This window comes from Micromonospora sp. ATLC16, assembly GCF_057196645.1.
This window is the reverse complement of sequence record NZ_JBXUOW010000024.1, coordinates 1-24,949: the sequence shown is the minus strand read 5'-3', so window position 1 is coordinate 24,949 and position 24,949 is coordinate 1. Positions and strand designations below refer to the sequence as shown.

Here is a 24,949-nt window from a genome sequence, read left to right as displayed (position 1 = left end):
ATTGACCGGGCCGCTGGCACGGGACCTGCCAGCGGCCCGGCGGCGACCCGGGCATCAGGAACGGGGGACCTGACGCTCGCCGGGCCGCGCGCCGACAACGGTACGCCGCCGAAGGAGATTTCGGCGACCGCGCCTCGCCGTCGACGTTTATCGATACGTCTCGGGTACACCGCATGCTTGCGCCGCACCGGCCAGGAGTGGCGCCGAGTGCGTGTCCGACCACCCGGAGCAGCCGGTCACCCGGGGAAATCCGGATAGCCCGTCGGGGTGGTCCCGGGGTCGGATTTCGGTGCTCGTCCCGGATCCGCCTGAGGTGCCCGCGACGACAGGCTGAAGCATGCCTGGAATCCGGAACAGCGGTGCACTGCCCCTCGGAGGGATCGTCCTGGCGGCGGTGCTCACCGTCATCGGGCATGCCGGAGTCAGCGACCTCGACCCGGTCAGCCTGACCGTCAGCGACTATGCCGTCTCCGACTCCGGCGAGATCATCCACGTGGCCATGCTGCTGCTCGCCGCCGCCTCCGCCGTACTCATCCCGACACTCGACCGGCTCAGCCCGCCGGGCGGTCGGCGAACCGTCGCCGCCACGCGGCGTGCCGTCGGCCCGGCCGGCCCCACGGCAGGCACCCGGGAGTTCGGCACCGCGACGAGCGACGGTGGCCGGGGCCGGGCCGCCGAGTGGCTGTTGGCGGTCTGGGCGGGCGGGCTGCTGGTGTCGGGCCTGGTGCCGACCAACCCGCCGGGCACCGAGATGGGTACGGCCGCCTACGTGCACCGGTACGCCTCGGTGGTGGCGTTCGTGGCGCTGCCGATCGCCGGCTGGTTGCTCGCCGCCCGGCTGCCCGTCGGTGCCCGCGCCGGGCGCTGGCTGCGCGCCCTGACCGTGACCAGCCTGCTGCTCGCCGCCGCCATGGCCTGGTCCGCCTACCCGGGCGACCGCGCCTACTACGGCCTGATCGAACGTGCCCTCATCGTCGCCGAGGTGGGCCTGCTCACCGTGGTCGCCGCCTACTCCAGCTCGTGGAGCATCAGTTGGCGACCCGCTTCCGTGACGGAGCCGGAGAGGCTGGGGTAGATGGTGATGGTCTGCGCCAGTTCGTTGACGGTGAGGTTGTTCTCCACGGCCAGCGTGATCGGCATGATCAGTTCGCTGGCCTTCGGTGCGACCACCACTCCGCCGATCACCTGGCCGCTGGCGGGGCGGCAGAACAGCTTGACGAAACCGTCCGGGATCTCGTCCATCTTCGCCCGGGCGTTGCCGCCCAGCGTCAACATCACCTGACGCGCCGGCACCTTGCCGGCCTCCACCTCGTCCTGCGAGACCCCGACACTGGCCAACTCCGGGTCGGTGAAGACGTTCGCGGAGACGGTACGCAACCGCAGCGGCCGGACCGCCTCACCGAGCGCGTGCCACATCGCGATCCGGCCCTGCATCGCGGCAACGCTGGCCAGCGGCAGCACTCCGGTGCAGTCGCCGGCCGCGTAGATGCCGGGCACGTTGGTGCGGGAGACCCGGTCCACCGTCACGGAGCCGCCCCGGGCCAGTTCGACGCCGTACTCGGCCAGGCCCAGCTCGGCGGTGTTGGGGATCGAACCGACCGCGATCAGCGCGTGGGACCCGGAGACCGTACGGCCGTCGGACAGCTCGACCTCGACGCCGTCGCCGGTGCGGCGGACGCTCTCGGCGCGGGAGTTGTTCAGAATGCTCATGCCCCGGGTCCGGAAGACCCGCTCGATCGCCTGCGCGGCGTCGGCGTCCTCGTGCGGCATCACCCGGTCGCGGCTGGAGACCAGGGTCACCTCGATCCCCATCGCGAGGTACGCGCTGGCGAACTCGGCACCGGTGACGCCGGAGCCGACCACGATCAGATGCTCGGGCAGCTCGGGCAGGTCGTAGATCTGTCGCCAGGTCAGGATGCGCTCACCGTCGGGCAGCGCGGTGGGCAGCTGGCGGGGGGTGGCACCGGTGGCGATCAGCACGGTCGAGGCGTCGATGGCGTACGCGGCCTCCTCACCGTCCGGCGTGACGATCACCCGGTGGGTGTGACCGAGCGTGTCCTCGCCGAGGCGGGCACGCCCGGACACGAAGGTGACACCGGCCTTGGCCAGCTTCGCGTGGATGTCGGCGGACTGCGCCAGGGCGAGCCGCTTGACCCGGTCGTTGACCGCCTGGGCGTCGACGGTGACCGCCTCCAGCCCGTCGGAGTGCACCCCGAACACCTCGGTGTCGCGGTAGCCGGTCACCACCTCGGAGCTGGCGATGAACGTCTTCGATGGCACGCAGTCTGACAGCACGCAGGCGCCACCGGCGCCCTCGGCCTCCACGACGGTGACGTCGGCGGCCAACTGGGCCGCGACCAGTGCCGCCTCGTAGCCCGCCGGCCCCCCGCCGATGATCACGATCCGGCTCACCACGACCGCCCCTCCTCCATGCTCACAGTGACTTTCTTCTCCCCGACGCGTCCGACACGCACCGTCGTATTCTCCCGCACGTGCCGGCCGGGCTATCGTCATCGCCGTGCGTCATTACGCCGCCTACGGCTCGAACCTGGACCCCGCGCGAATGCGTGCCTACTGTCCGCATTCCCCGATGGTGGGCATCGGCTGGCTGGAAGGCTGGCGGCTCACCTTCGCCGGTGAGGACGTCATCGGCTGGGAGGGCGCGGTCAGCACCGTGGCCGAGTCCCCCGGCGACCGGGTGTTCGTGGCGCTCTACGACATCCACCCGTACGACGCGGCCCAACTCGACGAGATCGAGGGCGTCACCTCCGGCACGTACCGGAAGCTGACCGTCCGTGTCTCGACCCTCGACGGCGACGTGACCGCCTGGGTCTACGTCTTCGACGGATACGAGGGCGGCCTGCCCACGTCCTGGTATGTATCCGAGATCGCCAACGCCGCCGAGAAGGCGGGCGCGCCGGACGACTACGTCATCGATCTGCGGTCCCGACCCACCGGCACCGCCTCGGCGTAGCTCGTCTCCCACCTCCCCAGTCTGCTCCTGAGCGTGGTGGCCGCGGGCAGCGACCCCGGGTCCCGGGAAGATCGTCCCAGGATGGGCGGGTTCTCAGCCCCACAGGTGGGTCCGCGCCACGGTCAGCAACTCGACCAGTTCCGCACCGTCGACCGGACCGAGCGCGGTGAAGGCGGGCGCGACGAGCCGGTCGGTCATCGCCTCGGCCCACAGCCGCCGCCGGACCAACGGTCCGACCGGCGGGTACGGCGGCGGCCAGCCACAGGCCATCGCGCCGCTGGCTCCCTCGGGACCGGCCAGCACCGCCTCCAGCGGAGTCATCCCGCTGGCGCGTACGGCCACCAGGTGCGCACCGGTGAAGTGCTCACGCAGCAGACGTAGGCCGGCGGCCACCCGGGCACCGGCGGTCGCCGCGTCCGACGGCATGGCCCGCCACGCCGCGAACAGTGGCATCGCGCTGGCATCGGCCGCCGCGACGGCCCGTTCCACGAGCACCGCGAGTCGGTCGACGCGGGGCAGGTCCCCGAGCACCTCCTCGCCCCAGCGGCAACATTCGGCGAAGCTGGCGGCGGCCACCTCGGACGGGCGGACCGCACGGGCGGCGGCGTCCCAGCCGTCGGCGACGGCGTCGGGGGCGATGAAGCCGAGGGCCGCCGCCACGGTCTCGGCGCGGACGTCACCCAGCGCGCCGGCCCGACCGGTGACGTAGAAGGCCCACCCGGAGATGCCCAGCAGCCGGGCCCGACGCAGCGTGGTCGGACACCGGTTGTACGCCTCGCCGAGGGCGAGCACCGTGGGTTTGCTCGCCGCCGCGACCTGCTCCGGCGTCATCCCGCCCTGCCCGGCAGGGGGCCACCCGAAGGTCCGTACGTGAGGGATCCGCCCGACGGTCCGTCCATGAGGGATCAGTCTGCCGGTCGGCCGCCGGAGTCGGCATCCCCCTCCTCGGCGTCCAACGCCTCCATTGCGGCCTCGACCTCGCCGGCCCGTCGCCGGGCGGTGCTGACCGACCGTTCGGCGGCCCGCCGGGCCAGCCGGGATCGGCTGAGTTCCTGCTCGGCGACGGCCCGGCGACGTTCCAGTTCGGCCAGTTCCGCCTCGACGGCATCCAGCGCGGCCTGCCCGTCGCGCTCGGCCACCACCGCGCCGGCCAGGTCCGTCTCGGCCCGTTCCTGGTCGGTACGCGCCCGGTCCAGCTCCTTCTCCACTGCCCTGCGGCGGCGGGACCGTTCGGCGCGGGCGGCCCGCTGCGCCTGTTCGGCCCGCAGCGCTCCCCGGTCCGGGGGACGCTGCCGGACCGGAGCGGCGGGCGGCGGTTCCTCGCCGCCGGTCACCAGACGCAACTGCGGCCGGGGCACCTCCCCGAACCCGGCGTAGTGGGCCGAGCGCAGCAGTCTCCCGGAGCGCACCTGCTCGGCCACCTCGACGTCGGAGAGCGCGGCGTTGAGAGTCGCCTCGACCTCGGCCAGCGGCAGCCTCCCGCCCGACGGGGCGCCCTCGACGCCGGCGGCTAGCCGGCGTACCTCGGCGACCAGCGCGTCGACCACCGCCCGCCGCTGCGCGGACAGCTCACGCAGACGCGGGCCGCGCAGCTCGCGCTGGGCCTGGCGGAGCGCTTCGGCCAGCTGCGCCAGCTCGGCCACCAGCTCCGGCCGCTCCAGCGTCAGCAGGTTGACCAGCCAGGCGGCGACGGTGGGCCGGCGCAGCCGGGCGATCTCCCGGGCGGCACGCGGGTCTCCGGCCTGGCGGGCCTGCGCGGCGGCGTCGTCCCGGGCGGCGACGAACCGGTCCGGCGGCGTGCGGTACAGCTGCTCGACGAGGTCGGGTGGGGGTTCGGGCATCGGCTCAACCGTCGATCCGGCTGCCCGGCTCCAACCGCTGGTACTCGCTGCCGGACAGGGCCGTGTACTGCCGGTCGAGCACCGCGTAGCCGTTGTCGTTGAGCAGGGCGTCGTGCAGCGCGAAGACCCGACGCGGTGCCACCGCCCGGATGAAGTCGACCACCTCGGAGAACTTCGACCAGGGGGCGTGAATGGGGGCGAAGAGGGTGTCGACCTGGACGTCGTCCGGGACGTACAGGGCGTCGCCCGGGTGGTAGACGACGTCGTTGAGCAGGTAGCCGAGGTTGTCGATCACGGGAATGTCGGGATGGATCACCGCGTGCCGGCCGCCGTGGGCGCGTACCGGAATCCCGGCGGCGGTGAACGACTCCCCCGGGGTCACCGGGCGCAGCACGTCGGCCGCGTCGCCGAGCGCGCCGGCCAGCGACGCCGGGCCGTGGATGACGAAGGGACGCCGCTCCAACTGCCGGTTCACCGCCGCCGCGTCGAGGTGGTCCGGGTGCTCGTGGGTGATCAGCACCGCGTCGGCACCGTCCAACGCCACCGCCGGCGCACTGAACATTCCTGGATCGATGACCAGCACGCCCCCGTCGTGCTCGACCCGCAGGCACGAGTGGGCGTACTTGGTGAGCCGCATCGTGATGCCTCCCATATCGATTCGTGACGTCCTGAGCGCAGTCTGCCGGAACCCGCGCGCTGGTGTGTGGCGTCCGAGCCATTGCCTGTTCGGGCAGCAGAGGGGCCGCTGCGCCCGGCGAGGCCGCCGCGCCCGACAACGCCCAGGGCGGTGCCGGTGCGGCGACGGACACCCGGGTCGATCAACGCTCCATCATCTACACCGGGTCCATCCGGGTGCAGAGGGACGACGTGGGCACCGCCGGCCCGGGTGCCCGCCGCGGCGGCCACCGGCGCGGGCGCCACGCGCGCCCCCCCCCCCCCCCCCGCCGGCGCCGCCCCCCCCCCCCCCCCCCCCGCCCGGCGGCTTCGTCGGTGCGGACCAGCGCCGCAGTTCCGACGCCGACGCGGTGGCCGACCGCCGCCGGGTGTCAGCGCGTCGCCGCGAGTGCCTGGAGCGCGGTCTGCACCATGAGCCGTACGCCCACCGGGATGGCCCGTTCGTCCACATCGAACGACGCCCGGTGCAGGTCGACGTTCGGCCCGGAGCGACCGACCCCGAGACGGGCCAGCGCGCCGGGGACGTACTCCAGATACCAGGAGAAGTCCTCACCGCCCATGCTCTGCGGGGTCTCCGCGATGCCCTCCGGCCCGAGCGCGGCGGCGGTGGCCGCGTCCAGCACCCCGATGGCCCGCGCGTCGTTGCAGACCGGTGGGCGGCCACGCAGGTACTCCAGGTCGACGGTGGCACCGGTCGGTGCGATGACGTCCCGGACCACCTGAGAAACGATCTTCGGAGCCATTTCCCAGGTGTCGCGGTCCATCACCCGCAGGGTGCCGGAGGCGGACGCCTCCGACGGGATGACGTTGTACCGGGTGCCTGCGGAGGCGTGGCCGAAGACCAGAAGCAGTCCGCTGTTGGCCGGCACCCGACGGCTGACCAGGGCCGGAACCTCGGTGATCAGCCGACCGAGCGCGTCCACCAGGTCGACGGTCAGGTGCGGGCGGGCGGTGTGGCCGCCCGGGCCGGTGAGCCGGACGGTGACGTTGTCGGCGGCGGCGGTGATCGGGCCGACCCGCAGGCCCACCTGGCCGACGGGCAGGTTCGGGTCGCAGTGCAGCGCGAAGATCTGCACCACGTCGTCGAGGCCGCCGGCCTCGATCACCTCCAGCGAGCCGCAGGGCAGGATCTCCTCGGCGGGCTGGAAGATGAGCCGGACCCGGCCGGGTAGTTCGCCCAGGTCGGCCAGCTGCGCGAGCAGCATGCCGACGCCCAGCATGATCGTGGTGTGCACGTCGTGACCGCAGGCGTGGCAGACCTCGTCGACCGTGGAGCGGTACGGCACGTCCTTGACGTCGGTCAGCGGCAGCGCGTCGATGTCGGCGCGCAGCGCGATCACCGGACCGTCCGGCCGGCCGTCGATGTCGCAGATCACCCCGTTGCCCTTGGGCAGCAGCCGGGGCTGCAACCCGGCCAGGGAGAGTTCCCGGGCGACCAGGGCCGCGGTCTCGAATTCCGCGCCGGACAGCTCGGGGTGCGAGTGAATGTGACGGCGCGTGGCGATCAGGCCCGGTACCCGGAGGGCGAGCAGGTGGTCCAACTCGAAGGGCAGGGGCTGGGAACCGGTCGGCGCCTCCGGCAAGGACGGCGCGAGATGGTGACCGGTCGGCATCGTCAACGCACTCGTCACGTCGAATTCTCTTCGATCACTAGAAATGGACGGATCATTGGGAACAGCAGACAGCGTAGACCCCCGACGGTGACTCTGCGCAACCTCGTTCCGGTGATTATCGGACCGCGCAGCGTCACGTACGCCCTGCTGAGAGCGTCCGTAGGTGAGCGGGACAGCAGGTAGATCGTGGTCATGCGCCGCCATCCACCCCTCACCTCCTACAACGCGTAATCGTTCGCCGGGCATCGCGAATCTTCCCGAAGCTATCGTCGCTGTTCCGAATTGTCGCATTAGTCGTGCCGATGAACTGACGGTAGGACAATTACCCGACCACCGACGGCAACGATCACCCGTGGACGTTCACACGCACGGAAGCCGTCCGACCGCACACCGTGTGCGTCCGCGTGATCACCATGAGCGGAGTACCCGGCCAACTCCGGTTCGACACGCTGCGCGACGACGCTGCCGTGGCGTCCCCTCGACAACGGCTGTGCATCCGCCAACGGCGGGCCGTCGCGTGCGGGCAACGACCCGGACCGGGGTCAGAACCGGTCAGTGGGCTGGTAACGGCCCCAGACCTCGCGGAGCGCCCCGCACACCTCACCGACGGTGGCGCGCTCGCGCAGCGCCGCCTTCATGGGGTAGAGGACGTTGGCGGTGCCGGAGGCGGTCTCCCGCAACTCGACAAGCGCCCGCTCCACGGCGGCGGAGTCCCGCTCGGCCCGCAGCTTCGCCAGCCGGTCGGCCTGAGCCGCCTCGATCGTCGGATCGACCCGCAGCGGCTCGTACGGCTCCTCGGCGTCGATCGCGAACCGGTTCAGCCCGACCACCACCCGCTCGCCCGAGTCGATCTCCTGCGCGATCCGGTACGCCGACTGCTCGATCTCCCGCTTCTGGAAGCCGACCTCGATCGCGTCCACCGCCGACCCGTGCTCGAAGACCCGGGCCATCAGCGCGTCGGCAGCCGTCTCGATCTCGGCGGTCATCGCCTCCACCACGTACGAGCCGGCGAACGGGTCGACCGTGGCGGTGAGATCGGTCTCGTACGCCAGCACCTGCTGGGTACGCAGCGCCAGCCGGGCCGCCTTCTCGGTGGGCAGGGCGATCGCCTCGTCGAAGCTGTTGGTGTGCAGCGACTGGGTGCCGCCGAGCACCGCGCCGAGCCCCTGCACCGCCACCCGAACCAGGTTCACCTCGGGCTGCTGGGCGGTCAACTGCACGCCCGCGGTCTGGGTGTGGAAGCGCAGCATCATCGACTTCGGGTTCTTCGCCCCGAACTCGTCGCGCATCAGGCGGGCCCAGATCCGTCGGGCCGCCCGGAACTTCGCCACCTCTTCGAGCAGGGTGGTACGCGCGACGAAGAAGAACGACAGCCGGGGGGCGAAGTCGTCCACGGCCAGCCCGGCGGCGATCGCAGCCCGGACGTACTCCACGCCGTTGGCCAGCGTGAACGCGATCTCCTGCACGGGCGACGCGCCGGCCTCGGCCATGTGGTAGCCGGAGATCGAGATGGTGTTCCACTTCGGCACCTCGCTGCGGCAGTAGCCGAAGGTGTCGGCGACCAGCCGCAGCGACGGCTTCGGCGGGAAGATGTACGTGCCCCGGGCGATGTACTCCTTGAGGATGTCGTTCTGGATGGTGCCGTTGAGCGCCGAACCCGGCACGCCGTTCTCCTCGGCGACGAGCTGGTAGAGCAGCAACAGCACCGAGCCGGGCGCGTTGATCGTCATCGAGGTGGAGACCTTGTCCAGCGGGATGCCGTCGAAGAGCAGCCGCATGTCCTCGATGGAGTCGATGGCCACGCCGACCTTGCCCACCTCGCCGTGCGCGATCGGGTCGTCGGAGTCGTACCCCATCTGGGTGGGCAGGTCGAAGGCGACCGACAGGCCCATCGTGCCGGCCCGCAGCAATTGGTGGTAACGCGCGTTGGACTCGGTGGCGGTACCGAAGCCGGCGTACTGGCGCATGGTCCACGGACGGGAGGTGTACATGGTGGGATAGACCCCACGGGTGTACGGGAACTCGCCGGGCACGCCGAGGCGGGAGTCCAGGTCACCGGGAAGGTCGTCGGCCGCGTAGACGCCTCTGATCGGGAAACCGGACTCGCTTGACCGCCGCTCGCTCATCACCGGATGGTAGGACGGGTGGAACGGGCGGCGGGTGAGGGATACCGCACATCGCCTCGCCGGCCGCGACAAGGCGCGACAAGAGGTGAGCACCTGCACACATACCGTCGAGTAGTGGAAACGTCCGCCGCGCCGGCTTTCGCATCGGGCGTCTGAACCAGCAAGATAGGGGGGTTGTGTCCCAGCCCTCTCGACTTCCCCCGGTGGCCTTTCTGTGACTCAGATCCCGACGTGGAGCGGCGGACCAGTCAGCACTCCCACCAACGGACGCGCGACGCCCGGCACCGTCATCGGTGACCGGTACTCGCTGCGCTCGGCGGTGGGCAACGGCGGCATGGGTACGGTCTGGCGGGCCACAGACACCCTGTTGCGCCGTGACGTGGCGGTCAAGGAGGTCGTCCTCCCACCCGGCCTGGCACCGAGCGACCGCGACTCGATGTACGAACGCACCCTGCGCGAGGCCCGTGCCGCCGCCGCCATCGCCCACCCGGCGGTGGTCCAGGTGTACGACGTGGTCACCGAGGCCGGCCGCCCCTGGATCGTGATGGAGTTGCTGGACGCCCGCAGTCTCGCCGACATGGTGATCGAGGACGGTCCGATCGCCCAGCGGGTGGTTGCCAAGATCGGCATCGCGTTGCTCGGCGCGCTCGAGGTGGCGCACGCGATCGGTGTGCTGCACCGCGACGTCAAGCCCGCCAACGTGCTGATCTGCTCGGACGGCCGTTGCGTGCTCACCGACTTCGGCGTCGCCCGGATGCCCACCGACGTGCAGCTCACCACCCCGGGGATGGTGCTGGGCTCACCGCACTTCATTTCGCCCGAGCGGGCGATGGGGCAGGATTTCGGCCCGCCCAGCGACCTGTTCTCCCTCGGCGTGACGCTCTACACGGCCGTGGAGGGCCGGCCGCCCTTCGACCGGGGCGACCCGATCGAGACCATGCACGCAGTGGTCGAGGATCCCCCCGCCCCGCCACAGCGCAGCGGCCCGCTGACCCGGGTGATGATGGGTCTGCTGGAGAAGGACCCGGCCCGCCGACTCGACGTGCACACCGCCCGCGCCATGCTGCGCGAGCTGCTGGCCGGCCCGCTGAGCAGCAACGCCGCCGGGGTCAACTCGATGACCGACCAGTACTCCGTGATGCCGGTGCCGCAGCCCGCACCGATCACCGCGCCGGCCGCCCCGGCCAAGCCGGCTCCGTCCGGGCAGATCGGCGGCCGGGCGATGCTGGGCCCCGGTGAGTCGCTGACCGACCGGCTGGCCGCGCTGCGCCGGGGCGAACGTCCCGGCCAGGCTGCCGCGGCCAGCGCCGCCGCGATGGAGGACACCAGCGCCGACGCCCTGGCCCGACCCGGCCAGCGGGGCGCCGCGATGTCCTCGCCCGCCGGCCGCACCTACGGTGGCGACGCCGACGCGACCCAGCGGGTCGGCGCGGACACCACCCCGCGGGTCGGGCCGGAGATCTTCGGCTACGGCGGCCAGCCCGACGCCACGCAGCGGATCGGCGGCTACGGCGCCGGGCCCGACGCCACCCAGCAGCTCGGCGGCTACGGCGCCCAGCCCGACGCGACGCAGCAGGTCGGCGGCTACGGCGCTGCCCAGTGGCCGGCCGCGCCGAAACAGCCGTATGGCACGCCGGCCCCCGCTACCGGCGGCGGCAACAGCCCGGTGGACCGGGCGAAGGCCGCCGGCACCCGGGTGGTCGACACCGTGCAGGGCTGGCCACGCAAGATGCAGCTGGCGGCGGCCGGTGGCCTCGCGGTGCTGCTGCTGATCGGCATCGTGGCCTTCTCCAGCGGCGGCGACGATACACCCACCACCCCGGTCGCCGAGCCGTCCAGCTCGGCGGACGAGGACCCCGGCCTCGAGATGCAGGAGCATTCGGCGCGCGGGGTACAGGTGCTGGTGCCCAAGGGCTGGAAACGGGCCGCGCCCGCTGGCGGGGTCTACATCGACTACACCGACCCGGAGGACAGCGGCCGCCGGGTGCGCATCCTCAACGAGGAGTGGAGCGGTACCTCGGCCCGCTGGGCGCAGGTCGCCGAGAACGGCCTGAAGACCCGGTCAAAGTCCTGCGCCAAGCCGTACACCCAGATCGCCATGGCGGAGAAGGAGTTGGCCGGGAAGCCCTCGGCCGAGTTCGAGTACACCTGCGGCGAGGGCGACGAGATGCGGCACGGCATCTGGCACGGGGTGGCCCACGACGGCCAGCTCTACTCGTTCTACCTCACCTCGACCGACGCCCGCTTCGAGGAGAGCAAGCCGATCTACGCGGAGATGCTCAAGTCGTTCCAGCTCACGGCGGCCGGCTGAGCCAGGGCACACGCCCATGGAGATCCGCGCCGTGCTATCAAGAGGCCATGGCGGCGGAGACCACTGACCTCGACAACATCCGTGAGCGGGCCGAACGCTGGCTCGCCGACGACCCCGACCCGGCCGGTCGGGCGGAGCTGCGGGCGGTGCTCGACCAACTGCCGGGTAGCGCGCCGGACCTGGCCGACCGGTTCGCCGGACCGCTGACCTTCGGCACGGCCGGGCTGCGCGGGCCGCTGCGTGCCGGCCCCAACGGGATGAACCTCGCGGTGGTCACCCAGGCCGCCGCCGGCCTGGTCTCCTGGCTCGCCGCTCAGGGCGGCACCGGCCCGCTGGTGATCGGGTACGACGCCCGGCGCGGTTCCCGCGAGTTCGCCGAGCGGACCGCCCAGGTGGCCACCGGCGCGGACCGTCAGGCGCTGCTGCTGCCCCGCCCACTGCCCACCCCGGTGCTCGCGTACGCGGTGCGTCACCTGTCGGCGGTGGCCGGGGTGATGGTGACCGCCAGCCACAACCCGCCGCAGGACAACGGCTACAAGGTGTACCTCGGTGCCGAGCTGGGCGGGGAGCTGGGCGCCGGGGCGCAGATCGTGCCGCCGGCCGACGCCGGCATCGAGGCCGCCATCCGCGCGGTCGGCCCGCTGGCGCAGGTGCCGCTCGGCCCCGCCGGGCAGGTGCTCGGCCACGACCTGGTCGCCGCGTACGTGGCGCGGGCGGTCGATGTCGTCTCCCCGGGCGGCCCTCGGGAGCTGACCGTGGCGTACACCCCGCTGCACGGTGTCGGTGCGGCGGTGCTCACCGCCGTGTTCGCCGCCGCCGGCTTCCCGACGCCCGGCGTGGTGCCCGACCAGGCCGAGCCGGACCCGGACTTCCCCACCGTCAGCTTCCCCAACCCGGAGGAGCCGGGCGCGGTGGACCGGCTGGTCGCGCTCGCCGAGCGCACCGACGCCGACCTGGCCATCGCCAACGACCCCGACGCCGACCGCTGCGCCGTCGCGGTCCGGAAGCCGTCCGGCCGAACCGATGCGGCTTCCGGCGAGGATGAGGCGGGCGGACCGGGTGCGGGTGCGGCGGAAGGGCCGGGCTGGCGGATGCTGCGCGGGGACGAGGTGGGTGTGCTGCTCGCCGATTACCTGATGCGACGCGGGGTCACCGGCCGGTACGCCACCACGATCGTCTCGTCGTCGTTGCTACGGGCGATGTGCACGGCGCGCGGACTGCCGTACGGGGAGACGCTCACCGGATTCAAGTGGATCGTCCGGGCCGGTGACGGCAGCGAACCACTGGTCTTCGGCTACGAGGAGGCGCTCGGCTACTGCGTCGCCCCGGACCACGTACGGGACAAGGACGGCATCACCGCGGCACTGACCGTGGCCGAGTTGGCCGCCGGCCTCAAGGCACAGGGCCGGACGCTCACCGACCGGCTCGACGAGTTGGCCGCCGAGTTCGGCGTGCACCAGACCGACCAGCTCTCGGTACGCGTCGACGACCTGCGTTTGATCGCCGACGCGATGGCCCGGATCCGCGCCGCCACCCCGACCACCCTGCTCGGCCAGCCGGTCACCGAGACCCAGGACCTGCTCCCCGAGGCGGACGTGGTGATCCTGCGTACCGCGGCGGCCCGGGTGGTGGTCCGCCCCTCCGGCACCGAACCGAAGCTCAAGGCGTACCTCGAAGTGGTGGAACCGCCCACCGACGGCGACATAGCGGCGGCCCGCGCCCGCGCGGCGGCCGCCCTCACCACCCTCCGCACCGAAATCGCCCACGCCCTCGGCGTCTGACGCCCAACCGCCCACCTGATCCACTGACGCTCCCGGGCCGATCAGCTGGCCCGGCGGGCACCCCGATCCACGACTTTTCACGCACGGCCAGCGAACGGCTCCGCGCTACACCGCCGCGCCCTGGGAATGCGGCGACTCAAGCCCCGCTTTGGCCCGACGAAACTGCCGACTCAAATGTCGCGGTCCGGCTCACCCGAACTATCCGCTTACCCACGCCGTCGTCGCCTGATCACGAAGTCAGCCAGCAAGACAGGGACCACGGCCGCCACACCCACCAGGACCTTGACGCCGCCGGGGGGCGTCCCAGGCGAAACCCAAGACCACGAGTGCAAGCAGAACGAAGGGCTGCTCTGTCACATGATGCCCTGGAGGCGATGCGTATCCGGCCCTGGCGAGCCGGTGACGAGCGGCGGCGAGCCGGCCGGTCAGCGGCGGGGGCCGAGGGCGTGCTCGACGGCGCGGCCGAGGGCGGCCACCACCAGGGCGACCGACGGACGGATCACCGAATTCTCCAGGTTCACCTCGCCGGAGAAGCCGGCACCGCTGGCGATCTCCTCCAGCCGACGGCGGGCGGCGTCGGCGTCCTCACCGGGGACCCCGAGTGCGGACTCCATCCGCAGCACGGCGACCAGGGTCGCGAGCGCGGCGGTCCGCTCGTCCGGAGCGGCGCCGGTGAGCACCACGGCGAGCCGCTGCCGGGTCTCCTCCTCCACCGTCGGGTCCACCACCGGATAACGGTGCACGTGGATGAAGCCCAACTCGGTCTCGTCGACGTCGCGGACGACGCCCTGCTCGCAGAGGTCGCCGAGGATCCGGTCGCGCAGACCGTGCCGCAGCCGCTGCACCCAGGACGAGGGGCTGTGCGGCGTGTCGGCAACGATCTTGGCCAGCACCGCGTCGGTGACCGGTTCGCCGGTCGGCGTCGGGTCCACCGCGGTCAGGGCACCGTCGGTGTACGCGATCCGCCCGGCCAGGGCCAGTTCGATGAGGACGGCGGCGGCCATGCCCAGGTCGAGGCTGATCCGGGGCAGGGTCGCCTTGCCCGTTTCGTCGTCGTACGCGAGCAGGAGCAGTTCCTCGGCGAGCGGGACACCAGTCATGGCCCGAGACGCTAGCCGCTGGACGCCACCGTCCGCAGCACAAACCGCCGCCGGGTCTGCGGTGGTCGTCCGCTCAGAAGCGGGGCATGCCGCCGAACTGCCGGTCACCGGCGTCGCCGAGGCCCGGCACGATGAACATGCTGTCGTTGAGGCTGTCGTCGATGGCGGCGGTGACCAGGCGCAGCGGCAGTCCGGCACGTTCCAACCGCTGGATGCCGGCCGGCGCGGCGAGCACACAGAGCACGGTGATGTCGGTGCAGCCTCGCTCGGCCAGCAGTCGACAGCAGTGCTCCAGTGAGCCGCCGGTGGCCAGCATCGGGTCGAGGACCAGCACGGGCAGGCCGGCGAGGTCCCGGGGCAGGGACTCCAGGTAGGCGCGCGGCTCGAAGGTCTCCTCGTCGCGGGCCAGGCCGACGAAGCCCATCGAGGACTCGGGCAGCAGCCCCAGCGCGGCGTCGGCCATGCCGAGACCCGCCCGCAGCACCGGCACCAGCAGCGGCGGGTTGGCCAGGCGGGTGCCCTCGGTGGCGGTCACCGGCGTCTGCACCGGGTACGTCTCCACGGGGAAGGAGCGCGCGGCCTCGTACACCAGCATGGTGGTGAGTTCGTGCAGCGCCGCCCGGAACGTAGAGGAATCGGTGCGCTCGTCCCGCATGGCGGTCAGCCGGGACTGGGCGAGCGGGTGATCAATGACGAGTACGTCCACGATCGCTCAACCTACCCGGCCCGGATATCGGCGCGCCGATCCCGGCCGGGACCGGCGACCTCGCTCACCCGTGCGCGCTCCGGCCAGCCCAGTGACCAAGATCACGCGACGTCAACCTGCGTAGACTTCGAGACATGACGGCGACAGCGACGTCGGCCCGCTCGGACCTCTCCGAGCTGGGACGATCCGAGACCGCTCTGCGGACCTTCCTGCACGGCCTACCGGGCGTGGACCAGGTCGGCGCGGAGCAGCGGGCAGCCCAACTCGGTACCCGATCGATCAAGACCACCGCCAAGGCCGAGGCGATCGACCTCGCCATCCGGATGGTCGACCTGACCACGCTGGAGGGCGCGGACACCCCGGGCAAGGTGCGGGCGCTCGCCGCGAAGGCGCTGCGACCCGATCCGGCCGACCCGTCCTGCCCGCACGTCGGCGCGGTCTGCGTCTACCCCTCGATGGTCCCGTACGTGGCCGAGGTGCTACGCGGCAGCGACGTGCACCTGGCCAGCGTGGCCACGTCCTTCCCGTCGGGCCAGGCGCCACTGGAGATCAAGCTCGCCGACACCCGCGCCGCCGTCGAGGCGGGCGCCGACGAGATCGATATGGTGATCAACCGGGGCGCGTTCCTGGCCGGCCGCTACGCCGAGGTGTACGAGGAGATCGTCGCCACCAAGCAGGCCAGCGGCGGTGCCGATGCCGGTCGCCAGGGGCGACCGCGAGCCCACCTCAAGGTGATCCTGGAGACCGGCGAGCTGGCCACCTACGACAACGTGCGCCGCGCTTCCTGGCTGGCGATGCTCGCGGGCGCCGACTTCATCAAGACCTCCACCGGCAAGGTGCCGGTCGCCGCCACCCTGCCGGTGACCCTGGTGATGCTGGAGGCGGTCCGCGACTTCCGGGCCGCCACCGGGCGGCAGGTCGGCGTGAAGCCGGCCGGCGGCATCAAGACCACCAAGGACGCGATCAAGTACCTGGTCATGGTCAACGAGACCGTCGGCCCGGACTGGCTGCACCCGGACTGGTTCCGCTTCGGCGCGTCCAGCCTCCTCAACGACCTGCTGATGCAGCGCACCAAGCTGACGACCGGCGTCTACGCCGGCCCCGACTACTTCACCCTGGACTGACCGCGATGTTCGAATACGCACCCGCACCCGAGTCACGCTCGGTGGTAGACCTCAAGCCCTCGTACGGGCTCTTCGTCGACGGCAAGTTCGTCGACCCGGCCAACGGTGGCAGCTTCAAGTCGATCAACCCGGCCTCCGAGGAGGTGCTGGCCGAGATCGCCGAGGGCGGTGCGCAGGACGTGGACCGGGCGGTCCGGGCCGCCCGCAAGGCGTACGACAAGGTCTGGGGTCCGATGCCGGGCCGGGACCGGGCCAAGTACCTGTTCCGGATCGCCCGCATCATTCAGGAACGCTCGCGTGAGCTGGCCGTGCTGGAGTCACTTGACAACGGCAAGCCGATCAGGGAATCCCGCGACGTAGACCTGCCGTTGGTCGCCGCGCACTTCTTCTACTACGCCGGCTGGGCCGACAAGCTGGAGTACGCCGGGTTCGGCCGGAGGCCGACGAGCCAGCACAGCGGTGCGTATCCTCAGCCTCTTGGTGTGGCGGCGCAGGTCATCCCGTGGAACTTCCCGCTGCTGATGCTGGCTTGGAAGATCGCCCCGGCGCTGGCCGCCGGCAACACGGTGGTGCTCAAGCCGGCCGAGACCACCCCGCTTACCGCGCTGCTGTTCGCCGAGATCTGCCAGCAGGCCGACCTGCCGGCCGGTGTGGTCAACATCGTCACCGGCGCCGGCGAGACCGGCCGGGCGTTGGTCGAACACGCCGACGTGGACAAGGTCGCCTTCACCGGCTCCACCGACGTCGGCCGGGCCATCGCCCGCGCGGTCGCCGGCAGCCGCAAGAAACTCACCCTGGAACTCGGCGGCAAGGCCGCCAACATCGTCTTCGACGACGCCCCGGTCGACCAGGCGGTCGAGGGCATCGTCAACGGCATCTTCTTCAACCAGGGGCACGTCTGCTGTGCCGGCTCCCGGCTGCTGGTCCAGGAATCCGTGGCCGAGCAGGTGCTGGAGTCACTCAAGCGGCGGATGGCCCAGCTGCGTCTCGGTGACCCGCTGGACAAGAACACCGACATCGGTGCCATCAACTCCGCCGCCCAGCTCTCCCGGATCCGGGAGCTGACCGAGGCCGGCGCCGCCGAGGGCGCGCAGCAGTGGTCGCCCCCCTGTGAGCTGCCCGAGCGCGGCTTCTGGTTCGCGCCGACCATCTTCACCGGAGTCACCCAGGCCCACCGGATCGCCCGCGAGGAGATCTTCGGCCCGGTGCTGTCCGTGCTCACCTTCCGCACCCCCGCCGAGGCCGTGGAGAAGGCCAACAACACGCCGTACGGGTTGTCGGCCGGGATCTGGACCGAGAAGGGCTCCCGGATCCTGTGGACGGCCGACCGGCTGCGCGCCGGCGTGGTGTGGGCCAACACGTTCAACAAGTTCGACCCGACCTCGCCGTTCGGCGGCTACAAGGAGTCGGGCTACGGTCGCGAGGGCGGCCGGCACGGACTGGAGGCGTACCTCAATGTCTGAGCGGGTCGCGGTACGCAAGACGTACAAGCTCTTCATCGGCGGGAAGTTCCCGCGTAGCGAGTCGGGACGGTCGTATCTCGTGCAGGACTCCAACGTGTCGCTGGCCTCCCGCAAGGATGCGCGGGACGCCGTGGTGGCCGCCCGTGCGGCGGTGAAGGGGTGGGCCGGGGCGACCGCGTACAACCGGGGTCAGATCCTCTACCGGGCCGCCGAGATGCTGGAGGGCCGGCGCGAGCAGTTCGTCGCGCTCGGCGTGCCGGCCGACGAGGTGGACGCGGCCACCGACCGCTGGGTCTGGTACGCCGGCTGGTCGGACAAGCTCCCGCAGGTGTACGGGGGCGCGAACCCGGTCGCCGGTCCGTACTTCAACCTGTCGGCACCCGAGCCGACGGGTGTGGTGGCGGTGGTCGCCCCCGAGACACCGGCCCTGCTCGGCCTGGTCAGCGTGATCGCCCCGGCGATCGTCACCGGCAACACGGTGGTGGTGGCCGCCTCGCCGACGGCGCCACTGGCCGCGGTGACCCTGGCCGAGGTGCTGGCCACCTCCGATCTTCCGGGCGGGGTGGTCAACATCCTCACCGGCCGGCTGTCGGAGACCGTGCCCGCGCTGGCCGCGCACATGGACGTCAACGCCATCGACCTGACCGGCGTGACCGACCCGGAGCTGGCCGCCGACCTGGAGATCAAGGCGGCGGAGAACCTCAAGCGGGTGCTCCGGCCGGTACCGGCAGATCACGACTGGTCGACGGATCCCGGTCTCGGCCGGATGACCGCCCTGCTGGAGACGAAGACGGTCTGGCACCCCAAGGGGGTCTGACTCTCCCTGCTCTTGGATTTCCGGGGAGCCCCGCCCGCTCCGGGCGGGGCTCCCCCGGAAACCCTGACCTGGGCACGGCCGTCCGTAGGTCACGGCTCACGGGGAGCTGCCCGGCGTCGGTTGCCCGGCCTGCCGTCTCCCCGCCCGCCCCTTCCCCTTCCGCCCTCTGTCGCCTGTCGCCCTGGGTGCTCGCTCAAGATCCGGACAACTTCCCGGAAACTGCTGGGTCGAGGGGTGACGAAGCAGCACTATCCCGGAAGTTGCTGGGATGGCCGGAGGGGGTGGGGTGGGGTGGGGTGGGTGGGGTGGGACGTCCGGGGTGGGGGTGGGTCTACTACGGGGGGTAGGATTGCGGGGTGACTCGGCTGGGAGATCTTGAGCGTGCAGTGATGGACGTGCTGTGGGACACGGTTCCCGCCACGTCGGGCGGGGTCACCGTGCGCGAGGTGGCCGAGGCGCTGGACGGACGCGAGTTGGCGTACACCACGGTGATGACCGTGTTGGACCGGCTGGCCGGCAAGGGCATGGTGCAGCGCGAGCGGGAAGGGCGGGCGTGGCGTTACCGCGCCGCGGCCAGCCGTGAGGCGTACATCGCCCGGCTCATGCTCGATGCGCTCGACCTGGGCGGCAGTCGGGACGCGGCGCTGGTCCGTTTCGCCCGCTCGGTGACCGGCACCGAGGCCGACGTGCTGCGCGCCGCGCTCGCGGCGGAGGCCGGGCTGACGGTCGATCCGACCGGGCACGGTCGGCCGGAGGGCGACATCCGAGGCGATGCCGGGAACAACCCCGATCGCGGGCTGACCGATCGGGTCGAGTCGCCGCCGGCCAACCGGACGTCGCGCGCCGGCCTGGCCGACGAGGCCGCGGAGCGGTAGGGGCGACGCCATGGCGCACACTTGGCACTTCGCCGCCTCGATGGTGGCGTGCTGGCTGATCGCTCAGGTGCTGGCCCGTTCCACCTGGACGTGGCGCAGCCCTCGGGTGGCGATCCTGTGCTGGCAGGCGATCGGTCTGGGGGTCGGTCTCTCCGCGATGGGTCTGCCGATCGCGCTGGGTCTCGCGCCGTACCGGCGGGGCACCGGCAGCGCACTGCTGGCGCTCGCTGACGACCTCTGGCACGGCACCCTGCCGGCCGGTCTCGATGCCGTGCACCTGGGGTTGGTCGGCATCGGTCTCGGCATCGGGGCGGTGCTGCTGACCACGACGGTACGCAGCATCCACGGCGCGGTGCGCGCCCAGCGCCGGCACCGGGATCTGCTCACTCTGGTCGCCCGACGGGATCCGACCGTGCCGGGCGCGCTGGTGCTCGACCATCCGGGCGCGGCGGCGTACTGCCTTCCCGGGGTGAGGCCCCGGGTGGTGGTCAGCGCGGGCACGCTCAGCCTGCTCGACCGGGCCGAACTGGCGGCGGTGCTGACCCACGAACGGGCGCACGCGCAGGAGCGACACGACCTGGTCCTGCTGCCGTTCACCGCGCTCTGCCGGGCGCTGCCCTGGTTCCGCTGGGTCCGCGAGGCACACGAGCGGGTCTCGTTGCTGGTCGAGATGCGCGCCGACGACAAGGCCCGCGAGTTGCACGCCGAGGCCCCGCTGGCCGGTGCGCTGCGCCGGTTCGCCGCCGCCGGGAACCGGATCACCCCGGCCGGCGCGCTCGGCATGGGCGACCGGGATCTGGACGTACGGGTGCAGCGACTGCTGGTCACCGCACGCCCGGCCCGGCTGATCGGCGCCACCGCGCTGTCGGTGACCGTGACGGTGGCCGCCCTGCCCGTCTTCCTCTTCCTCAGCTGACCGACCCTGAACTAACCCTGATCTTGCCGGCCCGACTCGTTCGCCGAGCAATATGTAGTTTCTCTACGTGTAGGCTCCATATCTACATCGATCCCCGTCCCCGGGAGAGCCGATATGGACGCCCTGCTCCTCGCTCGCCTGCAGTTCGCCACGACCGCCTCGATCCACTTCCTCTTCGTGGCCGTCACGCTGGGCCTGGTCACCCTGCTGGTCGGGATGCAGACCGCCTGGGTGCTGACCGGCGACCATCGCTGGGAGCGGCTCACCCGCTTCTGGGGCCAGCTCTATGTGATCAACTACGTGCTCGGCATCGCCACCGGCATCGTGATGGAGTTTCAGTTCGGGTTGAACTGGAGTGGGCTGTCCCGCTACGTCGGCAACGTGTTCGGCGCGCCGTTGGCGATCGAGACCCTGGTCGCCTTCTTCCTGGAGTCGACCTTCCTCGGCATGTGGATCTTCGGTTGGCACCGGCTTCGCCGCGGCACGCATCTCGCACTGCTCTACGGGGTCGCGATCACCGCGTACGCCTCGGCTTTCTGGATCATGGTGGCCAACTCCTGGTTGCAGAACCCGGTCGGCTACGAGGTACGCGACGGCGTCGCCCACCTCACCGACTTCGCGGCGCTGCTGACCAACCCAGCCCTGTCGATGGCGCTCGGGCACGTGGTGTCGGCGGCGCTGCTCACCGGCGGCCTGCTGATGGCGGCGGTCAGCGCCTGGCACCTCAACCGGCGTACCACCGACCATGCGCTGTTCCGCACCTCGCTGCGGATCGGGCTGGTCACCGCCGCGCTGGCGATCACCCTGGTGCAGGGGTTCGGCTTCGCCCAGTTCGGGCCGGTGGGCGGGGTACAACCCACCAAGTTCGGCGGCAATCCCGAAGCCGATGCGCTGATCGCCGACTGGACCACCAGGTTCGGCCCCGGCGACTACCTGCCTCCCCCGCTGTCCAACGTCGGGCTCGGCTTCATGATCCTCATCGGTTTCACCCTCGGCCTGCTCTGGCTGCTCGTCCCACTGCTCTGGCGGGACTGGATCATCCGCCTCCGGTTCCCGCTCTGGCTGATCATGCTCACCCTGCCGCTGCCGTTCGTGGCGCTGATCCTCGGCTGGATCGCCCGCGAGGTCGGCCGCCATCCCTGGGTGACGTACGGGTTGCTGCCGGTGGACCAGGCGGTCTCGCCGATCGGCCCGTGGTTGATGGCGACCTCGTTGGTCGGCTTCACCCTGCTGCTCGGCACGCTCGCCGTCACCAACTGGACGCTGCTCGCCCGGCACGCCGTCCGGGGTGCCGCCGACCCCGCGCTCGGCCGCCCGCCGACCCAACCGCCGGCCGACGATTCCCGCCCCGAACCCGCGTTCGTCTGAGGAGCCGGAGATGGAACTCGCCTGGTACGCCCTGCTCGGCCTCTTCTTCGCCGGCTACCTGGTGCTCGGCGGCTACGACTACGGCGTCGGGCTGCTGCTCGCCCGCGGGGCCGACGCGCCGCGCCGACGCGCCGCCCTCAACGCGGTAGGACCGTTCTTCCTCGGCAACGAGGTGTGGCTGGTGGCCGCTGTCGGCATCCTGTTCGGTGCGTTCCCCGTACTGGAGGGCGAACTGCTCGCCGGCAGCTACCCGGCGGTGGCCGTCGCGCTCGCCGGGGTGATCCTGGTGACCGCCGGAGTGCAGCTGCGCAGCCGGCCGGGCGGCGGATCGGCCCGGACCGCGTGGGACCGGGTGATCGTGCTCGGCAGCCTGCTCGCCGCGCCCGGCTGGGGCGTGGTGCTCGCGGGGCTGCTTCAGGGGGTGCCGCTGCGGACCGACGGACACGTGACCGGGGTGACACACCTGTTCACCCCGTTCGCCGCCGCCACCGGACTGGCCGTGCTGGCAATGGTCGTGGCGCACGGTGCGACCTTCCTCACTCTCCGGCTACCTACCGTAGAGGGCGACCGGCTTCGTCCGTTGGCTCAACGCCTGCTCCTCACCGCGATCGTCGCGGTCGGCACGGCCACCGCCGTCGCTCTGCTCTCCGACCGGGTACGCACCGCCGCACAGCGTCCCGCGGTCGGCGTACTGTTGGCGGTGTTGCTGGTCACGACCCTGCTGGTGGCGCGGGTGGCGCTCGGGCGACGTCGGCCCGGCGTGGCCTTCGCCGCCACCGCGACCGCGCTCGCACTGCCGGTGCTGCTGGTCGGGGCGACGCTCTGGCCGTTCGTGCTGGTGTCGACCGCGGAACCGAACGCGTCACTGACAGTGACCGATGCGGCCGCCAGTGGGCCAACCCTGCGGCTGTTGGGCTGGCTGGCGGTACCGCTGCTGCCGGTCCTACTAGGCTTCCAGGCGATGTGCTGGTGGATTTTTCGAGGACGAACCGACGGAAGGGCACCGGTGTACTGGTGAACCGTCGCCCCTTCGACCCGCGGCTGCTGCGCCGGGTTCCCGCGGCCCGACGCGATCTCGCCCTGCTCGCGCTGCTCGGCGTGCTCGCCGCCGGGCTGGTCGTGGCGCAGGCCACCGCCCTGGCCGTGCTCCTGGCCACGGCCTTCACCGGGCGACTCGGCGGCGCCGCGCTGATCGGGCTGCTGGCCACGGTCGCGGCCCGCTCGCTGGTGGTCTGGGCGCAGGGCGCGGTGTCCGCGCGGGTGTCCGCCACGGTCAAGGCGGCGCTGCGAGCCGACCTGCTGGGTGCCGTCGCCCGGCACGGACCCGGCTGGGTGGCCGGCCAGCGGGCCGGGCAACTGGCCACGCTCGCCGGTCGGGGTCTGGACGCGCTGGACGCATACTTCACCGGCTACCTGCCGCAACTCATGCTGAGCGTGACCGTGCCGGTCGCGGTGCTGGGCCGGATCCTCTTCGCCGACTGGAGTTCGGCGGTGATCATCGCGCTGACGCTGCCGCTCATTCCGATCTTCGGGGCGCTGCTCGGCTGGCAGGCCCAAGCCGCCACCGAGCGCCAGTGGCGGCGGCTCTCCCTGCTCGGCGGGCACTTCCTGGACATGGTGGCCGGGCTACCCACGCTGCGCGCGTTCGGCCGGGCACGGGCGCAGACCGAGGCGGTTCGGCGGATGGCCGACGGGCACCGCATCGCCACCATGAAGACGCTGCGGATCGCCTTCCTCTCCGCGCTGGTGCTCGAACTCGTCGCCACCCTGTCGGTGGCGCTGGTCGCCGTGCCGGTCGGCATCCGGCTGCTCGGCGGCGCGCTGGCCCTCCAGACCGCGCTGCTGGTGCTGCTGCTGACCCCGGAGGCGTACCTGCCGCTGCGGGCGGCCGGCAGCCGCTTCCACGCCAGCATGGAAGGGCTCACCGCGCTGGACGAGGCGCTCACCCTCTCCGGCGCGGTGCCGCCGGCACCGGCGGGCCGGGTGATCGCGCGACCGGACGGACCCGCCGAGATCCGCTTCGAATCGGTGACGGTGGCGTACGAACGCACCACGGCGTTGCGCGACGTGACGCTGACCATCCGGCCCGGCGAGCGCATCGCGATCATCGGGCCGAGCGGCGCTGGCAAGAGCACCCTGCTCAGCCTGCTGCTCGGCTTCGTGCGCCCGACCGAAGGCCGGGTCACCGTCGGCGGGATCGACCTGACCGACGTCGACCTGGACGGCTGGCGGCGACAGGTGGCGTGGGTGCCGCAGCGGGCCCACCTGTTCGCCGCGTCGCTGGCCGACAACATCCGGCTCGGCACCCCCGACGCCACGCCAACCGCCCTCGCCGCCGCGGTCCGTGCCGCCGCGCTGGACGAGGTGGTCGCCGCCCTGCCCGACGGGCTGGACACCCTGCTCGGCGAGCGTGGGCACGGCCTGTCCAGCGGCCAGCGACAACGGGTGGCGCTGGCCCGGGCGTTCCTCCGGGACGCGCCGGTGGTGCTGCTCGACGAGCCCACCGCGCGCCTCGACGCCACCGCCGAGGCGGTGGTGCTGTCGGCCACCCGCAAGCTGGTCGCCGGCCGTACCGCCCTCCTGGTGGCCCACCGGCCCGCGCTGCTTACCGACGTCGACCGCATCCTGCGGGTCGAGGACGGCCGGGTCTCCGAACTGACTCCGGTACCGGCCGGTGAGCGCCCATGAGCGCGCGCAGCGAGGTGGCCATCAGCGACGGACACCCACCCGAACTGGTTGTGCTGCGGTTGGCCCGGCCCTACCTGAGACGCCTGATCGGTGCCGGGCTGCTCGCCGCGGCCACCGAGTTCGCCGGGCTGGCCCTGATGGCGACCGCGACCTGGCTGCTGATGACCGCCGCCGGTCAGCCCCCGCTGGATCGGCTCACCGTGGCGATCGTGGCGGTACGGGCCCTGGCGGTGAGCCGGGGCGTGCTGCGCTACACCGAACGCCTGGCCGGGCACGACGCGGTGCTGCGCCTGGTCACCGATGTCCGGGCCCGGGTCTTCGACACCCTGGCGATCCGACGCGGCGAGCCGCCGCGCAGTGGGGACGCACTGAGTCGGCTGGTCTCCGACGTGGACGCGGTGCAGGACCTGCTGCTGCGGGTGCTCGTGCCGGCCGCCGCGGCCGGGCTGGTGAGTGTACTGGCCTTCGGGCTGGCCGCGCTGGTCTCGCTGCCGGCCGCGCTGGCGCTCGCCGTCGGGCTGCTGGTGGCCGCCGTCGCCCTGCCGGCGCTGGCGACCGCGCTGACCCGGCG

The 24,949-nt window shown here is 72.1% G+C and carries 20 protein-coding genes and 1 pseudogene; 13 read left to right on the top strand and 8 right to left on the bottom strand.

Going from position 1 to position 24,949, the window contains the following annotated elements:
• Positions 1 to 337 precede the first annotated feature (337 nt).
• Positions 338 to 1,075, top strand: a complete 738-nt coding sequence (locus AC2CHE_RS12750) for a DUF998 domain-containing protein (protein WP_484505118.1) — start codon at positions 338 to 340, stop codon at positions 1,073 to 1,075.
• On the opposite strand, the gene AC2CHE_RS12745 is transcribed toward AC2CHE_RS12750, so the two are convergent.
• On the bottom strand, positions 1,009 to 2,412 hold the full coding sequence (locus AC2CHE_RS12745) for an NAD(P)H-quinone dehydrogenase (RefSeq protein WP_484505162.1): 1,404 nt from the start codon (positions 2,410 to 2,412) through the stop codon (positions 1,009 to 1,011). The two genes, AC2CHE_RS12750 and AC2CHE_RS12745, sit on opposite strands and share 67 nt — an antisense overlap.
• A 106-nt stretch (positions 2,413 to 2,518) precedes the next feature.
• Here AC2CHE_RS12745 and AC2CHE_RS12740 point away from each other — a divergent pair, with 106 nt between their 5' ends.
• Complete coding sequence (locus AC2CHE_RS12740; protein WP_484505117.1) at positions 2,519 to 2,974, top strand: gamma-glutamylcyclotransferase; 456 nt, start codon at positions 2,519 to 2,521, stop codon at positions 2,972 to 2,974.
• A gap of 93 nt (positions 2,975 to 3,067) precedes the next feature.
• On the opposite strand, the gene AC2CHE_RS12735 is transcribed toward AC2CHE_RS12740, so the two are convergent.
• The 5 genes from AC2CHE_RS12735 to AC2CHE_RS12715 form a co-directional block, all read right to left on the bottom strand.
• Positions 3,068 to 3,805 carry an SCO6745 family protein gene (locus AC2CHE_RS12735; RefSeq protein ID WP_484505116.1) on the bottom strand — a complete coding sequence of 246 codons (738 nt, stop codon included), beginning with the start codon at positions 3,803 to 3,805 and terminating at the stop codon, positions 3,068 to 3,070.
• A 74-nt stretch (positions 3,806 to 3,879) separates the two neighbouring features.
• Entirely contained in the window at positions 3,880 to 4,815 is a 936-nt protein-coding gene (locus tag AC2CHE_RS12730) for a hypothetical protein (protein ID WP_484505115.1), read from the bottom strand.
• Between the two features lie 4 nt (positions 4,816 to 4,819).
• On the bottom strand, positions 4,820 to 5,452 hold the full coding sequence (locus tag AC2CHE_RS12725) for an MBL fold metallo-hydrolase (protein ID WP_484505114.1): 633 nt from the start codon (positions 5,450 to 5,452) through the stop codon (positions 4,820 to 4,822).
• Positions 5,453 to 5,861: 409 nt separating this feature from the next.
• A complete protein-coding gene (locus AC2CHE_RS12720) occupies positions 5,862 to 7,121 on the bottom strand; it encodes an amidohydrolase (RefSeq protein ID WP_484505113.1) in 1,260 nt (419 codons plus the stop codon).
• 524 nt (positions 7,122 to 7,645) lie between these two features.
• On the bottom strand, positions 7,646 to 9,229 hold the full coding sequence (locus tag AC2CHE_RS12715; protein ID WP_484505112.1) for an acyl-CoA mutase large subunit family protein: 1,584 nt from the start codon (positions 9,227 to 9,229) through the stop codon (positions 7,646 to 7,648).
• A 214-nt stretch (positions 9,230 to 9,443) separates the two neighbouring features.
• Between AC2CHE_RS12715 and AC2CHE_RS12710 the strand changes: the two genes are divergently transcribed.
• Positions 9,444 to 11,540, top strand: a complete 2,097-nt coding sequence (locus tag AC2CHE_RS12710; protein ID WP_484505111.1) for a serine/threonine-protein kinase — start codon at positions 9,444 to 9,446, stop codon at positions 11,538 to 11,540.
• Between the two features lie 47 nt (positions 11,541 to 11,587).
• Positions 11,588 to 13,321 carry a phospho-sugar mutase gene (locus AC2CHE_RS12705; protein WP_484505110.1) on the top strand — a complete coding sequence of 578 codons (1,734 nt, stop codon included), beginning with the start codon at positions 11,588 to 11,590 and terminating at the stop codon, positions 13,319 to 13,321.
• A 425-nt stretch (positions 13,322 to 13,746) separates the two neighbouring features.
• On the opposite strand, the gene AC2CHE_RS12700 is transcribed toward AC2CHE_RS12705, so the two are convergent.
• Positions 13,747 to 14,421 carry a GOLPH3/VPS74 family protein gene (locus AC2CHE_RS12700; protein WP_484505109.1) on the bottom strand — a complete coding sequence of 225 codons (675 nt, stop codon included), beginning with the start codon at positions 14,419 to 14,421 and terminating at the stop codon, positions 13,747 to 13,749.
• 73 nt (positions 14,422 to 14,494) lie between these two features.
• Positions 14,495 to 15,127, bottom strand: a complete 633-nt coding sequence (upp, locus tag AC2CHE_RS12695; RefSeq protein WP_484505108.1) for a uracil phosphoribosyltransferase — start codon at positions 15,125 to 15,127, stop codon at positions 14,495 to 14,497.
• A 134-nt stretch (positions 15,128 to 15,261) separates the two neighbouring features.
• Between upp and deoC the strand changes: the two genes are divergently transcribed.
• From deoC to AC2CHE_RS12650, 9 genes and pseudogenes are all read left to right on the top strand, one after another.
• Positions 15,262 to 16,251: a deoxyribose-phosphate aldolase gene (deoC, locus tag AC2CHE_RS12690; RefSeq protein WP_484505107.1), complete on the top strand. Its 990-nt coding sequence runs from the start codon at positions 15,262 to 15,264 to the stop codon at positions 16,249 to 16,251.
• Positions 16,252 to 16,256: 5 nt separating this feature from the next.
• A complete protein-coding gene (locus tag AC2CHE_RS12685) occupies positions 16,257 to 17,714 on the top strand; it encodes an aldehyde dehydrogenase family protein (protein WP_484505106.1) in 1,458 nt (485 codons plus the stop codon).
• On the top strand, positions 17,707 to 18,531 hold the full coding sequence (locus AC2CHE_RS12680; RefSeq protein ID WP_484505105.1) for an aldehyde dehydrogenase family protein: 825 nt from the start codon (positions 17,707 to 17,709) through the stop codon (positions 18,529 to 18,531). Before AC2CHE_RS12685 ends, AC2CHE_RS12680 begins: the two co-directional genes overlap by 8 nt.
• Positions 18,532 to 18,887: 356 nt before the next feature.
• Positions 18,888 to 19,406 carry a BlaI/MecI/CopY family transcriptional regulator gene (locus AC2CHE_RS12675; RefSeq protein WP_484505104.1) on the top strand — a complete coding sequence of 173 codons (519 nt, stop codon included), beginning with the start codon at positions 18,888 to 18,890 and terminating at the stop codon, positions 19,404 to 19,406.
• Positions 19,407 to 19,416: 10 nt separating this feature from the next.
• Positions 19,417 to 20,322 carry a M56 family metallopeptidase gene (locus AC2CHE_RS12670; RefSeq protein WP_484505103.1) on the top strand — a complete coding sequence of 302 codons (906 nt, stop codon included), beginning with the start codon at positions 19,417 to 19,419 and terminating at the stop codon, positions 20,320 to 20,322.
• Positions 20,323 to 20,436: 114 nt separating this feature from the next.
• Positions 20,437 to 21,690 (top strand): cytochrome ubiquinol oxidase subunit I, encoded by a 1,254-nt coding sequence (locus AC2CHE_RS12665; RefSeq protein WP_484505102.1) that lies wholly within the window; start codon positions 20,437 to 20,439, stop codon positions 21,688 to 21,690.
• Between the two features lie 10 nt (positions 21,691 to 21,700).
• A complete protein-coding gene (cydB, locus tag AC2CHE_RS12660; RefSeq protein ID WP_484505101.1) occupies positions 21,701 to 22,708 on the top strand; it encodes a cytochrome d ubiquinol oxidase subunit II in 1,008 nt (335 codons plus the stop codon).
• Complete coding sequence (gene cydD, locus AC2CHE_RS12655) at positions 22,705 to 24,378, top strand: thiol reductant ABC exporter subunit CydD (RefSeq protein WP_484505100.1); 1,674 nt, start codon at positions 22,705 to 22,707, stop codon at positions 24,376 to 24,378. Before cydB ends, cydD begins: the two co-directional genes overlap by 4 nt.
• Positions 24,375 to 24,949, top strand: a pseudogene (locus tag AC2CHE_RS12650) (thiol reductant ABC exporter subunit CydC); the annotation flags it as partial. The gene cydD and the pseudogene AC2CHE_RS12650, both read left to right, overlap by 4 nt.

Coding starts and splice junctions, on each gene's coding strand:
- AC2CHE_RS12750 (WP_484505118.1), top strand. CDS start 338: ATGCCTGGAATCCGGAACAGCGGTGCACTGCCCCTCGGAGGGATCGTC.
- AC2CHE_RS12735 (WP_484505116.1), bottom strand. CDS start 3,805: ATGACGCCGGAGCAGGTCGCGGCGGCGAGCAAACCCACGGTGCTCGCC.
- AC2CHE_RS12730 (WP_484505115.1), bottom strand. CDS start 4,815: ATGCCCGAACCCCCACCCGACCTCGTCGAGCAGCTGTACCGCACGCCG.
- AC2CHE_RS12725 (WP_484505114.1), bottom strand. CDS start 5,452: ATGCGGCTCACCAAGTACGCCCACTCGTGCCTGCGGGTCGAGCACGAC.
- AC2CHE_RS12715 (WP_484505112.1), bottom strand. CDS start 9,229: ATGAGCGAGCGGCGGTCAAGCGAGTCCGGTTTCCCGATCAGAGGCGTC.
- AC2CHE_RS12705 (WP_484505110.1), top strand. CDS start 11,588: ATGGCGGCGGAGACCACTGACCTCGACAACATCCGTGAGCGGGCCGAA.
- AC2CHE_RS12700 (WP_484505109.1), bottom strand. CDS start 14,421: ATGACTGGTGTCCCGCTCGCCGAGGAACTGCTCCTGCTCGCGTACGAC.
- deoC (WP_484505107.1), top strand. CDS start 15,262: ATGACGGCGACAGCGACGTCGGCCCGCTCGGACCTCTCCGAGCTGGGA.
- AC2CHE_RS12685 (WP_484505106.1), top strand. CDS start 16,257: ATGTTCGAATACGCACCCGCACCCGAGTCACGCTCGGTGGTAGACCTC.
- AC2CHE_RS12680 (WP_484505105.1), top strand. CDS start 17,707: ATGTCTGAGCGGGTCGCGGTACGCAAGACGTACAAGCTCTTCATCGGC.
- AC2CHE_RS12670 (WP_484505103.1), top strand. CDS start 19,417: ATGGCGCACACTTGGCACTTCGCCGCCTCGATGGTGGCGTGCTGGCTG.
- AC2CHE_RS12665 (WP_484505102.1), top strand. CDS start 20,437: ATGGACGCCCTGCTCCTCGCTCGCCTGCAGTTCGCCACGACCGCCTCG.
- cydB (WP_484505101.1), top strand. CDS start 21,701: ATGGAACTCGCCTGGTACGCCCTGCTCGGCCTCTTCTTCGCCGGCTAC.